Origin of the sequence: Finegoldia dalianensis (assembly GCF_046255015.1) — a bacterium.
GTDB classification, from domain to species: Bacteria; Bacillota; Clostridia; order Tissierellales; family Peptoniphilaceae; genus Finegoldia; species Finegoldia magna.
This window is the reverse complement of the sequence record NZ_JBDLBQ010000002.1, coordinates 219,234-234,659: the sequence shown is the minus strand read 5'-3', so window position 1 is coordinate 234,659 and position 15,426 is coordinate 219,234. Positions and strand designations below refer to the sequence as shown.

The window sequence follows — 15,426 nt, the reverse complement described above, 5'->3', positions numbered from 1 at the left end:
AACTAATCATTAATTACATCTGGGTTTAGTTCTTCAAGTCGATTAATGTTTTTATTCAAAAGCATCATAACGCAAATGATAAGTAAAATGGTTCCACAAATTACAAATAACAACCCAATTCCTCTGCCATTTCCCACTCCAATGATTTTTGCGATAAAAGTGTCAGATAATTTGCCGCCCTTTACTAAAAGTGGATTGAACACATTATCCGCCAAAAAACCAGCCAAGATAATCGCTATAGGAGTAATAATCTTCATTAGACAATCTACCAGTGAGCCCACTCTTCCAAGCATTTTTGTCTCTATTTTCAATTGCATCAATGAGCCGAAGGTTCCATTCGCATAAGGTGTCGGTATCATAAATAAGAAAAATCCCACAGCAATCACAATCCAGCTGTAATTTATCCCCATTACTATCAATCCAATTGAGCAATTTATAAGACTCAAAAATATCGATCTTACTTTGTTTTTCTTACTTGGAATTGCACCAGAAATTACTCCACCTAACACCATTGCAATTCCCGACACAGAATTCACAAGTCCGTAAATTTTCGTGTCATAATTACTCATTACCAACGGACCAACCAATACCATTGCAATATTAGCCACAAAATTCAAAATTGAAAATACGACTATTATTTGAATAAATCCCTGTTTTTGTTTTAACACTTCAAAAGCTATTTTCAAATCACTAACAATTGTCTTAGTGAAGTTAGATTCCTTAACTTCTTCGATTTCTTGTTCGATTTTTTGTGGTAAAATCGTCAAAATAGCGACGAAGAAAGTTACAAAATCAATTGCAAATAATCCCGTAAGTCCTATAAATGGAAATAGTGCACCTGCAATCAATGGAGCAAGCATATTTTGAATAGCCCTGATAAGTTGCATAAAACCATTTGCTCTTGGAATGTCCTTCTTCTCAACCAAAAGTGGAATCGTCGCATTGAATGCAGGATTTTGGAATGTTCCTAAAGTTTGCGACAAGAAAGTCAACGGATATACCATCCACACTTTCATACTTCCCGTCGCAAGTAAAATCATAAGTATAACTTTAAGTACTGCATCAAGTGAATCGGTTAACACTATAATATGTTTTCGTTGTTTTCTGTCTGCCATTGATCCTGCAAATGGCGCAAATATAATTCCCGGTAAAATTTGAACCAAAAATGTCATCGCAAAAGTCGTGGCGCTTTTTGTCATCATGAAAATCCATAACGATAATCCAAATGATGAAATCCCCGACCCAAGCATAGACACAAATTGCCCAAACCATACCACCATAAATTTTTTAAATTTCTCGTTCATTAGAATCCCCTATACTGTAGTTTCGTTCTTGCTTTTTTCATAAAATGATACGCCACAGCATATAAAAGTATCAAATTCAACACAATTTTCTTCATATCTGCTTGATTTCCCACAATTATTTTCCTAATTTCTTGTGTTATGGTAAGTTTGTATCCAAATATCAAAAACGCTGTTGTGATAAATCCTGTAAATGATGCTACACGTTCGTAAATTAATGTAAGTGCCATGAATAAGAAGAACACACCATACATTAGAATTAATGAAAAGATTATCGCTACAATCAGATTTGGTTTGAATTGTATTATCCCGTTTAATCCATTTCCCGATAAAAATATTACAATCGAAAACAAAATCGCCGCTTTTACTAACCAAACGATGCTTCTTCTGAAATAAATCATTACAATGCTGGTTCTAGATGAAATCATATTAATCAGCCCGTCGCTTTTGATTTCAAATTCTATGGATTTAACGAGTTCAAATAACACTGTTTGTAACAAATACCATATCAAAAAATACGTGAATGATTCGTTGTTCCAATTATCCGTTGATTTTAGCATAAAAGAAACTCCTGCAAGCATGATAATATCCGATATTAGCTTTGAGAAATATTCGATTTTATAGTTTTTGTTTTCATCGATGTATTTTCTTAGTTCGCCGTATTTATATCCCATACAAATTACCTCTTTTCATGCTTTTTTGAATGTTTTTATCGTATGAAAATTTGACCAAAACGGACAATATCAAAGCCTGTATCAAAAGCTGTATTATCAAATCATATCTCACATTATTCAGTTGTAATTGTGTAAAGATTTCACGAGCGTTGTTAAATGGAAACAATATTTTGTTGATAAGTACAAGTGCTTTGTTGTTGACTTTTAATGTAATATCTCCGAAAAACAACATATATGTTTCAGCCAATGCCACAAAACTTCCAAGTCTTTTATATAATAATGTGAAGCTTGATAAGAAAGTGCCCAATTGATAAAGTATGAACACAGACACAACCATCACTAAAATTATTATAGGAATGTGGTTGAATTTCGAATAATCAAAGTCGATGCTTACAAATATCAGTGTGAATATCACGATTACTTTTATCGTATTCATCAAATATTCCACTAAATTTCTGTACAAAACAACAGATAGTATCCCCGTTTTTGATTGGACAATTGATATCAGTGTTCTGTCTGTTATTTCGTTTTGTATCAAAAATGTCGGAGATTCTATCGCATAAGTAGCATAATACCACAATATCATCATCAAAAACACGATTTCTTTTTCTTTTACAAACAGTCCATCAATGATAAAAAGTGCCATCAAAAGCACTGCGATGTTTGCAAATATGACGTTGAATTTGTATTTTTTTATTTCTGAGAAATCTCTGTTAAATTCCAATAACAATTTACTAAACATTTGAAATCACCCTGAAGTACACATCTTCTGCATTTAAAGATTCTTTTCTCATACTTATGATGTCACAGTTTTTCAGTAGAAATTCCTTCTCATCTTCATCGTAAACTGACAGTATAATTGAATTGTCGCTAAATTCGTATTTCGTTTTCTTCAAATTATCTAGTAGATTTCTGTTGGTGTTTTCTATTTCAATGATGTCTTTTTGTAAGTCTTTTGAATCAAACAACTGTTTTGATGGTTTATCCAATACGATTTTCCCTTCATTTATTAGTATTAATCTGGAGTTGATGTTTTTCATAAATGATAGGTCGTGACTTGTGAAGATGACTGTCTTTTGGTCTTCAACTGCTATTTTGTGTAGGAAATTCAAAAGAATATTCATGCTATTGATGTCCAATCCATTGGTAGGTTCATCTAAGCAAATTATGTCGGGATTGGTTAGAAGTGTCACTATGAGAGAAAGTTTTTGACGATTTCCTTGGGATAATTCTGATACTTTTTTGTCTTTGAATTCTGTAAAATCGAGTTTGCTCATCAAATTATGCACTTCATTTTCATTGTAATTAACGTGGTTTAGTCCGAGAAAATACATGATGTTTTCAGTGGCTGTTAAATAATCGTAATATCCTCCACCACTTTCAAGCACAAGTTTGGTGTGTTCTCTGATTTTAGAGTTTTTGTTGGATATATTATCAACACTGCATTCTCCTTGATCTTGGTACAACAATCCACACAAAATTTTAATTAGTGTGCTTTTACCGGATCCATTTTTTCCGATAATTGAAACTATTTCGCCCTTTTCTATTTGCAAATTCTCAACGTCAAGTACAGTTTTTCCGTCGAATGATTTTTTAATATTATTAAATTGTATATACATTTGTTGCTCCTATGTTAATTGACACCGATACCGATGCCAATTATATATTATTTGTCGTATTTTTCGATGTCATCGATGACTTTGCCGATGTATTCTATTGTGTCTTTGAGTGGTTTATCTGTTGTGATGTCTACTCCTGCAGCTTTTGCGATTCCGACAGAATCTTCTGTGGAGCCTAATGCCAATGCTTTAAGCCATCTGTCTGCTGCTGGTTTTCCTTCTTCTACAATCATTTTGGATACTTGTGTTCCGATTGTTAGTCCTGCGGAGTAAGTGTATGGATACAATCCCATGTAGTAGTGAGGTTGTCTCATCCATGTCAATTCTGATCCTTCGTTGATTTCAACGTCTTCTCCCCAGAATTTTTGTAGTGTTTCTTTGAAGATTCTGGACAAATCATCTGCTGTGAATCCTTCTTTTTTATCGATTAATTTATACACTTCTCTTTGGTAGTATCCTTCGATGAAGTGTGTGACGAAGTTGTGGAAGTAGGTTCTAGAGATTATTTGTCCACACAAGTATCTTCTTTCTTGGTCAGTTGTTGCTTTTTCTAGCAAGTATCTGCTCATGATGAGTTCGTTTGTTGTGGATGGTGATTCCACGAAGTACATTGATGGGTCGTTGTCCAACACGTTTTGTGTTTTTTGTGAGATGTAGGATTGTCCTGCATGTCCCAATTCGTGTGATAATACGATGGCTTCTGTTAGTTTGCCAGTCCAAGATATCAACACGTATGGGTGTGCCAAGAATGGAGATGCACAGAATGCTCCTGTTGATTTTCCAAATGTGTTTACGAAATCAATCCACTTTTCGTCAAATGCACGATCTAGCATTTTGGAATAATCTTCGCCTAGGATTGATAGTCCGTCTTTGACCAAATTCCTCGCATCTTCTACTGAAATGTTTTTGGAGAATGAGTTTTCCACATCTAGCTTCAAGTCCATGAATGTAACTTTGTCCAAATCGTATTCTTTTTTGATTATTTGGGCGTATTTTCTCATGTGTTTAGGAAGTTCTTGCATGATTACATCTAGTTGTCTGTCGTACAATTCACGAGAAATGTTTTGTCTGTCTAACAAGAAATCGATCACTGAATCGTATCCTCTTAGTTCACTTTCTGCCTTTTCTGCTTGGCAATGTGATAGATAAATCATCGCTGTTGTGTTTTTGTATTTTGCAAGCTCCTTGTGGAACACTTCGTATGATTTTCTTCTCAAATCTGTGTCGGGGTCGTTGTCGTAAACTCCTTCAAACAAATTGTAAGTCATTTCGTATTTTTTGCCATTTACTTCGAAATCTGGGAATGTGATGTCGTGAATTTTAGTTGTGTTGTAGATTTCGTAGAATGAGCTGAATGTTTGTGAGAATTTGCTTATAGCATTTTCCACTTCTTTGGATAAGATGTGTTCTTTTTTCTTCAACAAATCGTCGATGTATCTTGTGTTATTGGTGTCGTTTTTCACTTCTTCAAGTGTTTGTTCGTCAACTTGTACAAGTTCTGTTTCAAAAAAGCTCATTTTGTTTTCGATGTCTGCGATTTTTGTGAATGTAGTCATGGCTCTTTTTTGGGATTTTTCATTGTGGCCGTCTGCTTCCACATCAAGTGATGCGTAGTGTGCGATGCGGTCGATATTAGCCACGATATCTCTGTAATCGTCCATTGCGTTTTTGATGATGTCTGCTGATTTGAGTTTGTTTTCATAATTTTTCTTGAAATCATCTGCCATCAAATCAATTGTCTTCACTGCTTTTTCGAATTCTTCTTCTGTTTTATATAATGCAGACAAATCCCACATGTATTGTGGGTCTGCCTCTTCTCTTTTGCAATATTTTAGTATATCCATTAGATTGCCCAGTTTCCTTCCTTAAATACTTCTACTTCTTTGCCGTCAGCTGTAGTTCCAACGATTCTCATATCTTCAGAACCAACCATGAAATCCACGTGAATCAATGAATCGTTGATTCCATTTTTCTTCAATTCATCTTCATTCATGTCTACTCCACCTTCTACACAAGTTGGATAAGCTTGACCGAATGCAAGGTGACATGATGCGTTTTCGTCGTACAATGTTTTAATGAATGTGACGTTTGATTTGGAAATTGGTGATTCATAAGGAACAAGTGCCACTTCTCCCAAGTATTTTCCATTTTCATCAGTATCGAACATATTCTTCAAAGTTTCCTTGCCAATTTCTGCATCGAAATCCACAACTTTTCCATCTTTAAATTCAAATCTCATCTTGTCGATAGTGTTGCCACCGTAATTCAAAGGCTTAGTGCTGTACACAACGCCGTTTACCTTGTCTTTGTGAGGTGCTGTGAACACTTCTTCTGTTGGAATGTTTGGCACGAAATCATTTCCGTAATTATCTGTGGATTGTGCAGCTATCCACACGTGTCCTTTTGGAAGTTCGATTGTCAAATCAGTTCCCAATGAATTTGTGTAGTGAAGCTTTACGAATTGGTGCTTGTTCATAAACTCTGCGTGTTTGTTCATTGTATCCAAATGTTCATCCCACGCTTTGATAGGATCTTCTGTGTCAGAACGAGTCGCCTTGAAGATTTGATCCCACAATTTTTCTACAGCTTCTTGTTCTGAAAGTTCTGGGAACACTCTCTTCGCCCAGCCAACACTTGGAGCTGCGACAACACACCAGCTGTTGATGTCATTCATTGTGTATTTTTGAATTGGCTTCATTTTTTCAGCAGAAACCTTGGATCTCATTTGAACTCTGTCAGCATCCACACCCTTCAAATTTTCAGGATCTTGGCAAGATACAGATATTACGCCTGCTTTTTTCTCAAAATAGTATTTGGATTTTTCAACGATAAAATCTGGAAAGTCCTTCAAAGCTTCTTCTGATGCGTTTTCGTAGTACATTCTGTTGATTGCATCGTCATTCCATTCCATAATAACTTCGCTGCAGCCTTTTTCGTAAGCGTATTTCACCAAAAGTCTTGCAAAATCAGCTCTTTCAACTGCACAACGAATCACAAGTGGTCTATCGTTTGCATTGATTCCTTTTTCGATAATTAATCTTGCGTAATTGTTTAGTTTTTTGTCAAAATTTTCCATATTATTCCTCCTCGTATCACTAATAATATTATATGGTTTTCCCAATAATTTTTCAATTTTATAAAAATAAAATATTTGTAAAATACGTAAAAACACTGGATTTTGATTGACTTTACATACCCCATATACTAAAATCTAAATATAAATGAAAGGATGAATTTATGATTAAATACGCAATTTTTGATATGGATGGAACTTTGATTAACTCCATGTACAAATGGAACAGAGTTATTTTAGATTACATGAAAAATTTGGGAATAACACCAGACGATGATTTTATCAAAAAAATCAAAACCAAAACGCTTTTGACATCCATAGACTACATTCACGAAACTTTTGACATCAAAAAAACCACAGACGATGGTTTGAACTTTATATATTACACAATTAGAAACGGATATATGAATGAATTTGATTTGAAACCGGGCGTTTTGGATATGCTCGAAAAACTAAAATCAATGGGAATTAAAATGTGTGTTGCAACAGCCACAGAAGACCACTTGGCAATTCCTGCTCTTGAAAAGCAAGGGATATTGGATTATTTCGAATTCGTGCAAACTTGTAAATCCATAGGTTACCACAAATACGAAAACGAATATTGGAATAATGCAATGGAAAAATTGGGCTCTAATGTGGATAACACGATTGTATTTGAAGATGCATTGTACTGCATCGATACAGTCGACAAAATGGGATTTAAAATTGTGGGAATAACTGACGAGTCCACTGTTAATGAATATGATATAATAGATGAAAAAGTGGAACAATACATCGAATCCTACGATGATTTGGACTACGATTTGTTTAAATAGGAGATTGTATGAATAAAATAATTTATATGTTCATATTGTCCATGCTTCCTGTTTTAGAAATCAGAGGGTCGATGATTTACGCACTTGCAAATAACATCAACCCTGCATTAGCGTTCTTCTTGTCTGTAATAGGCAACATCTTACCGATACCATTTTTGATTTTGTTGACACAAAAAGTCCTACAATGGTTGGATACAATCGACACTTTCAAACCATTTGTGGATTGGATTAATAAAAAAGCACAAGAAAAAAGCAAAACAATCGACAAATACGGAAGACTTGGACTCTACATTTTGGTGGCGATTCCACTTCCTGGAACAGGTGCTTGGACTGGCGCATTGGTAGCATCATTCTTGAGATTGACACCTAAAAAAAGCATGCTTCCAATAACCTTGGGAGTAATAACAGCAGGAACTATCGTGATGCTTTCAACAATGGGAGTATTGAATGTAATTAAATAATTGGCAATCAAAAAAGACCTGTGAAGGTCTTTTTTTAGGTTAATTATTATTTTCTCTTTTTTGTTTGTTCAAATATAAATACGCCAACACTATTATTCCCACAGAGAATAAAATCATCATTCTTTCGTCTTTATTTCCAGATTCTGGTAGTTTTTCATCGACGTGTTCCTTCTTTTCTACCACAAGGGATTTCTTAGACAAATCACTTTGTGACAATACTACATCGAACTCACGCACTTGCCCTTCTTTTAAAATAACTCCTCCGACTCCGTTTTCTGTCAACCTATCTTCGTTATTTACAGTAAGAACGTAGTTTCCCGGAAACAAATTGTCGAATACTACTTTTCCTTCTTTATTTGTGTACTGGAATGCATACATATCTGTTCTTCTGTCTTTTAATGAAACAAGGACTTTTTCTTGTGGTTTGTCGGCTTTTTTCACGTTGATTATAAGTGCTGATTCAAACTCTTTTTTGATTTGTTCGTCTATTTGTGAACTATAAATAGATTCTTCTGAATTTGGATTAATCTCAATGTCATTGATTTTGAAATTATCATGTTTTTCAAAATATTCACTCATTTTGTCCACGTACACCTGATATTTCCCAGGATCTTCTACTTCAAAATACGCATAACCAAACATATCGGTTTTTGACAAGTATTCTTTTGTATCCGATTGCAATCTGACATCTATTTCTTTCAGGGCAATTGCGTATTTATCGGTTATTCTATAAGTTATTTTATATTTCTTGTCCTTGTCCTCTCTTGTCTTGGCAATCAAAGTTTTGGAATTATCGGTGTTGTTTTCAAGTAACACTTTTTGTTCATCGAAGAAATATCCCGACGGAGCAGACACTACCTTCACGGAATGCTCTGATGGTGCAAGCTTATAAAATTGTGCTTCTCCTTTTTCATCTGTCTGATTTTCTCGAGATTTGCCAGTCTGAAGATCAGTTACTATTATCTCAACTTTCGGTATTGGTTTGCTTTTTTTGTCCAATACGGTGATTTTTAATATAGCATTATCCTCATCCATCGCTTGTTTTACTGCAAATGATAAGTTAGTTTTAAAGTTTTGCATAATTTTCTTGCTGACACTATCATTTTGTCCTCTATTTGGATTGATTATATTGTCTATTTTATCTATTTCCGATGCTGTGGCGATTTGAGGTATCATAACTATCACCACTAAAACGAATAGTAGTTTTTTCAAAATTTTCATAACACTTCTCCTATTTAATAATATATCATAAAAGAAGCGTTTTTTCCCAATTTTAGCCAAAAAAATCGCACGATATTATCGTGCGACTTTTACTACTCTATTTGATCAATTCTTTTACAACTGATTCACTTATTGAGTTTTCTCCACCAAATACATTAACTTTTTCAAATTTTGCTTCTTTGAAAGCTTGTTTTGTAGCTTCTGGAATTTCATTTGCTTCTGCTAATAATATTGGGCAATCTATGGAGCCTATTACTAAGCTGTCTGCTGCTGTTGTTCCATTTGCGATGTTAACTTCTTTTCTATCTTTGAAGCCATATTCGTAGATTTTCTTTGCTGTTTCGTAACGGTTCGCTCCTGCTATTCTTGTAGGGTTTGGTAGTTTGTTTTCTACTTCTTTGGAGATTGTCTTTTCTCCACCCACTACTAATACTTCATCCATTTGTTTCAATACTTCTTGTGTTGCTTTTGGTATGTTGTTTTGTTGTACAAGTAGTATTGGCATGTTGTTTTTGTTAGCTAGTGGCGCTACTGTTAATGCGTCTGCGAATACTTCTCCACTTGCTATTACAGCTTTTTTAGTTCCTGTTAGCTTAATTATTTCTTGTGCAATCTTAGCGCTTGTTTCGTAACGATTAGCTCCTGCTATTGTTCTAACGTTGTATTGTGATAGGCTGTTTTTAGCTTTATCTACTGATTTTTCTCCACCTATTACGATTACATTTTTAGCTCCTAATCTCTTGATTTCTTGTGCTACTACTGAATCTAATTGATCTTTTTTAACAAGTAGGATAGGTGCTTTTAATGCTTTTGATAATGCTGATGCTGATAAGCTGTCTGCGAATTTTTCGTAGTTTGCTAAGATTACTGTTTCAGCAGATTTGTAGTATTTCTTGGATACTTCTACTGATGTTTGAATTCTGTCAGCTCCTGCAACTCTTGTTGTAGTTTTTTGTTGTTCAGCTGGTGTGCTTGGAGTTGTTGTTCCAGGTACGCTTGGTGTTGTGCCAGGGTTACTTGGTGTTGGTGTTACTGTTCCAGGTTGTTCTGGATCTTTATCGCCAGGTTTATCGCCAGGTTTGTCACCAGGTTTGTCGCCAGGTTTGTCACCAGGTTTGTCGCCAGGTTTGTCACCAGGTTTGTCGCCAGGTTTGTCACCAGGTTTGTCGCCAGGTTTGTCTGGATCTTTGTCGCCAGCTTCTTTTATCTTAGCTATTTCAGCTTTGATTTCTTTAGCTAATTTGTCAACTTCTTCTTGAGTTGCATCTTCTTTCTTAACTAAATCTTCAGCTTTTTTGATCAAATCTTTTAATGCTTTTTCTTGTTGTTCGTTAAGTTTATAATCATCTTTCTTCTTCAACAATTCTTCTGCATCTTCTTTTTGACCGATAAGTTCTTTCTTATCAACTTTCTTAGCTTCTTTTTCTTTGATATTAGCCAAAGCTTCTTTTAATTTGTTGTTGATTTCATCAACCTTGTCTTGTGGTTGTTGTTCAGAAATAGCTTTTCTTGCTTGTTCAATCAAATCTTTTAGTTCAGCTAATTGTTCATCAGTTACTTCGTATTTTTCAGGAACTTCTACTATTGAATGTGCTTTTAATAAGTTGTTCAATAAGTCTGTTGTATCAACTGGATCTACTGCGTTAGGGTCTTTTCTGTTGATTACAACGTCTTCGATTGTTTCATTTCCTGCATCGTCGTATGCTTTGATTTGGAATTTGTTTTCGCCGATTTCCAATGGAACTTCTATTTCAAATTCTCCGTCAACGCCTTCTTCAAGTTCGAACGCATCCCAAGTTTTGTCTATTCTTGAAAGCATTGAATTGTTAAGATACATTTCCAAGTAAGTCATGTTTTCATGACCTTTTACTTTAATCTTAGCCATTGGGGCTTTTTCATCTTCTTGTATTACTTCATAATCAATTTCTGGAGCAACGTAGTCTTTTCTGATTCTTCTGATGATAGTATCTACAAGAGGACGTCCTTCGATGTTTTGTCCTGTAACTTTTAGTTGCAATTCGTAAACAAATCCATCTTCCAATCCAGAGATGTCTAATTCGTGATCAAATACGAAATTGCCATCTTTATCTTTGGTAACTTTGATTTCTTGAACTTCTGTTCCTTCTACTTGTTTACCATCTTTTGTGATAGTTAATGTTAACTTGTCTAATTGGTCAATGTGAGTTACATTACCTTGTACGTGAATCTTCTTGTAAGATTCTGGGTCTTTTTCGTCTTCGTATTTACCAAATGCTGCATAGTAATCTGGGTTTTCTACTGTTATTACAGGCATTGTGTAAACTGGTTTTTCTGGTTTTTCTTCTGGTTGTGTTGGCTTATCATCTGGTTTTTCTTTATCTTTTACGATAACTGGAATTGTGTAGTAAGTTTTCTTACCGTCAATTTTAACTTCTACTTTTAATCCAAATTCACCAGGTTCTTTTGTATCAACATTCTTAATTATTCTAACCTTTGCATCTTCTGGTAAGAAATCAAGGTGTGCTTTTACTTGTTCTGTTTTAAGAAGATCATCCCCAACAGTTAATTCAATTGGTTTGATTGCTTCAACTTTAACTTTAATATAGTAATAAGTTTCAACTCCATCTACAGTAACTGCCGCTGTAATCGTAAATTCTCCAGCTTTTTCAGTGGATTTAAGAGTGTTTTCAATGAATTCAGGTTCTTTGATTTCAACCTTTGCACCTTCTGGTAATCCTTCTAGGTGTTTCTTAACATCTTCTACTGTAGGCATTGGGTCATTTACTCTCAATGTCATATCTGTTGTTTTGATATCTTGAGGAGTCAATCCAGTTTCTTTTTTATCTACTGGCTTGCCAACAAAATTTCTTGAGTTATCCCATGTGTAAACTCCCATGTTAGAAATATCAAATCCATCAGCTATTTTGAATGTATATTCGTAATCTCTTACTATTCCAAGATTTTTCTTTTGATCATCTTTTCTAACTTCTTGTTCGTGCCATTCACCAGTTTTTAAGTTTTCATATCCTACACTGAATACTCCTGCTAAGTTATCATTTGCAGTTACAGTTATTTCTCTGTTATCTTTATCGTATTTGTAGCTTAATTTAGGTGCTTCGTTGTCTAATACTATATTGTATTGATATTTTTGTTCCTTATCCTTAGCATCCTTGTAGTCTACGTGACCTTTGATTTGGTAGATATATTGTCCTTGTTCAACTGGATTTCCTTTTGAGTCTTTGAAATCCCAAGCAGCTCCACCAGGAACGTATTCGAAATTGTACTTGCCATTGTCTTTGTACAATCCATTTACTTTTAGAAGAATTGGGTCGATGAATAAGTTTCTCAATGTTTTTCCATCTTTGTCCAAGATGTCGTATTTTACATCAAGAGCGTTTCTCATGATTGTTATTACTGGTGCAACTTCTGCATTCATTCCTTCTTGTTTGTTTGAGTTAACGAATACTGTTGGTTTGCCATCTACATTCCAAGCGTTCCAGTAATTCCATCCACCTTGTTCTTGTCTTCTCATAAATCCTGATTTGTCTACTCCACCATTAGGATATTCTATTGGCTTGTAGTTTACATCTTTACTAAAATCAGGCATGTTGTCCAAGAATTGTGGTTCTGACCAATCGCCCTTGAATCCAGTGTAAGGAACTGAAAGTGTTGGATTGTCATCAGATTTGAACATTACATATCCTTGTGCGAATTGATTCTTGTCAATATTATCTGTAGGTATTGTTGCAGTGTATTCTACTTCTTTTCCTGCTGGTACTGTAACTTTAGTTAAAGTATCTTCTCCTGCAACAGATGAATGTTCTGTGTATCTTCCATCTTTAACTTCATCTTTTAATGAGATGTATTTTGCTGTAAATGTGATGTCCTTATCCTTGGAGTAGTTCTTTAATTTGAATGTAGCGTTGAATTGATCTCCAACTTCGCCTAATTCTAATTTACCGTCTTCTTTTGTATCTTTTCCACCAGTAGCTGTTACAGTTACGTGAGTTGTAGCTGCTTTTTCAAGGTCCACAAGTCCTGCACCTTGTTGTTTTGGAGTGTACAATGAAGCTTCATCTACTTCTGTGTCTTTTACAGGAGTAGCTGTGTTCATCATTACCAAAACTGTCAAGTATTCTTGAATTGGGTCTGGTTTTCCATCAGCAGTTCTCTTTAAGAAACCATCTTTGTACAATCTTTGCATTACTAATGCACTTGCACCTGCAACTTGTGGAGTTGCCATGGATGTACCACTCATTGTAGTGTATTTGTCTTCATTTATTGTTGAGTAGATTTGTCCACCAACACCTGCGATGTCTGGTTTTAATCTCAAATCAGGTGTGATTCCCCAAGATGAGAACTCACTCATTTGTTCACCTTTTGGATTCTTAACAGAATGTACTGGAGTGATGTTGATTTTTTGTTCTGGTTTTGTTTCTTGTAATTTTATTAATTTTAATCCATCTTCATGGCTAATGAATACTGAAGGGAATTCTTTATTTACCATTCCAGACATGAAAGATAATTGACTGCCTTTTTCAGTATTATAAATTATGATACCAGCTGCTTCGTATTTTTTCGCAAGTTCAGCTTTTTCGTTAAAAGATTTGTCGCCTCTTTGTGCAAGGACAATTTTATCTTTTACATTTTTTCCTTTGTAATCACCATCTTCATTTCCTAATCCAACATCAACATATTCTTTCAATCCTGTTGTTGTCTTTTCGTTTTCGCCTTCTGCAGTACCTGCTGAGATTTCAGGTTGTCCTTCTACTTCTACAACTCTTCCTCTCATATTTGTGTTTTCCATTGATGCTACTGCATAAGATGGATCTGCAACTGCAGGGTGTCCTGTAGTACCAAAGTCAGGGTTGATAGCTAAGTTAGTCTTGCCTTCTCCACCCCAGTTTGTAACACGGTCATTACCCATGGCAACTGCGCATACAACACCGGCAGCTTTAGCTTTGTTGAATGCTTCGTTAGTAGGAGATATTCCATCTCTACTGTAACCTGAACCCATTCCCAAACTCATGTTCAATACGTCTGCACCAAGTTTCACAGAATCGTCAATCGCTTTCAACCATACTTCTTCGTAAACTGTAGATACTAATGCATCGTTGCTGAATACCTTCATCGCTAATAATTGTGCGTTTGGTGCTACTCCCTTTACTCCTTCATTTCCTGTGTCACCATTTGCAGCAACTATACCAGCTACGTGCATTCCGTGGTATCCACCGATACCAGAATCTCTGATTTCATCTGATTCATCAGCATAGTTGTATCCATAAGGAACTTTATTGTTGTACCATTTACCTTTTAGTCCATTTTCTTTGATAACTTTGTTAACTTCGTCTTCGCTATCGTATTTAGATTTGATATCAGGAGATAGTTTCATATCTTTGTGAGATGGATCGACACCAGTATCTATAATACTAATTAACATTCCTTGTCCTGAGAAATCGTATTGATCCCACAAAGTATTAGCCTTAATCATTCCTGGAGCTGAAGCCAAGTTTGGAGATGCTCCTCCTTTTGGTCTTTCAGCCTTCATTTGAGTTGTAACCTTTTTAACTCCAGGTTGTTTTCTCAATTTGTCAATGTCTTTTGCTTTAACTTTTGCTGAGAAACCTGTGATAACTGCAGAAAATTCATCTTCTTTGTCAACTTTAACGTTTTCTTTGTTAAGTTTAGTTTTGATGTTTTCTGAAGTTTTCTTAACATCCGCATCAGATGCCTTCACAGCTTTTGAGAATCTCGCGCTCTTTACGTTTGGTTCTCTTTCGATAGCAGCCTTGTCACTAGTTTCTACGATAACTTTGACTTCTTGGTCTGCCTTTACGCCTTGTTCTTGAAGTTTAGCATATGTAGTACTGTCTGTTTGGTTAGTTGCGAATGTCGTTGCACTCGGCAATACCAATGAAAACAATAACACACCAGCTAAAAACTTTTTGGAATATGGTTTCATATTTCCCTCCTACTTTTTTATATGCAAAAACGGCAAAATAATTGCTTTTTGCTCATAAGATAATTTTACTTAACTACATAGTAAATGTCAATCTATTTTTGAATTTCTTATTTTATAAATATACTTCTATCGTTTTCATTCATTTTTTTGTTACGATTTATTTATTTTGTAAATTTCCTTGTTTTATTTCGACAAATTACTGATAACATTTATTGTTCATTGTTTTTTTATTATTTAATTGAATAATAATGTGTAAAACGTGCCCTTTTGTTACATTATTTTTCAAAAATATTTTTTCTAACAAATTTTATTATGAAATCT

9 protein-coding genes and 1 pseudogene are annotated in these 15,426 nt (G+C 34.8%); 2 read left to right on the top strand and 8 right to left on the bottom strand.

What is annotated here, in order from left to right:
* Window positions 1-2: 2 nt before the first annotated feature.
* The 6 genes and pseudogenes from ABDJ34_RS03645 to ABDJ34_RS03620 form a co-directional block, all read right to left on the bottom strand.
* On the bottom strand, window positions 3-1,304 hold the full coding sequence (locus ABDJ34_RS03645) for an MFS transporter (protein WP_412701405.1): 1,302 nt from the start codon (window positions 1,302-1,304) through the stop codon (window positions 3-5).
* Window positions 1,304-1,975, bottom strand: a complete 672-nt coding sequence (locus tag ABDJ34_RS03640; RefSeq protein WP_412701404.1) for an antibiotic ABC transporter permease — start codon at window positions 1,973-1,975, stop codon at window positions 1,304-1,306. The genes ABDJ34_RS03645 and ABDJ34_RS03640 overlap by 1 nt, the downstream gene beginning before the upstream one ends.
* On the bottom strand, window positions 1,965-2,717 hold the full coding sequence (locus tag ABDJ34_RS03635) for an antibiotic ABC transporter permease (protein ID WP_412701403.1): 753 nt from the start codon (window positions 2,715-2,717) through the stop codon (window positions 1,965-1,967). Before ABDJ34_RS03635 ends, ABDJ34_RS03640 begins: the two co-directional genes overlap by 11 nt.
* A pseudogene (locus ABDJ34_RS03630) lies at window positions 2,710-3,552 on the bottom strand (ABC transporter ATP-binding protein); the annotation flags it as partial. The gene ABDJ34_RS03635 and the pseudogene ABDJ34_RS03630, both read right to left, overlap by 8 nt.
* Before the next feature lie 89 nt (window positions 3,553-3,641).
* The gene (pepF, locus tag ABDJ34_RS03625) at window positions 3,642-5,438 is read right to left on the bottom strand and encodes an oligoendopeptidase F (protein ID WP_412701402.1); all 1,797 of its coding nucleotides are present in this window, start codon (window positions 5,436-5,438) and stop codon (window positions 3,642-3,644) included.
* Window positions 5,438-6,670 carry an aminopeptidase gene (locus ABDJ34_RS03620; protein ID WP_412701401.1) on the bottom strand — a complete coding sequence of 411 codons (1,233 nt, stop codon included), beginning with the start codon at window positions 6,668-6,670 and terminating at the stop codon, window positions 5,438-5,440. The genes pepF and ABDJ34_RS03620 overlap by 1 nt, the downstream gene beginning before the upstream one ends.
* Before the next feature lie 161 nt (window positions 6,671-6,831).
* Here ABDJ34_RS03620 and ABDJ34_RS03615 point away from each other — a divergent pair, with 161 nt between their 5' ends.
* The gene (locus ABDJ34_RS03615; protein ID WP_412701400.1) at window positions 6,832-7,482 is read left to right on the top strand and encodes an HAD family hydrolase; all 651 of its coding nucleotides are present in this window, start codon (window positions 6,832-6,834) and stop codon (window positions 7,480-7,482) included.
* 8 nt (window positions 7,483-7,490) lie between these two features.
* Entirely contained in the window at window positions 7,491-7,943 is a 453-nt protein-coding gene (locus ABDJ34_RS03610; protein WP_412701399.1) for a COG2426 family protein, read from the top strand.
* A gap of 39 nt (window positions 7,944-7,982) precedes the next feature.
* Here ABDJ34_RS03610 and ABDJ34_RS03605 read toward each other — a convergent pair whose 3' ends face one another.
* On the bottom strand, window positions 7,983-9,164 hold the full coding sequence (locus tag ABDJ34_RS03605; protein ID WP_412701398.1) for an MSCRAMM family protein: 1,182 nt from the start codon (window positions 9,162-9,164) through the stop codon (window positions 7,983-7,985).
* 97 nt (window positions 9,165-9,261) lie between these two features.
* Entirely contained in the window at window positions 9,262-15,105 is a 5,844-nt protein-coding gene (locus ABDJ34_RS03600; RefSeq protein WP_412701397.1) for a cell wall-binding repeat-containing protein, read from the bottom strand.
* Between the last annotated feature and the right edge of the window lie 321 nt (window positions 15,106-15,426).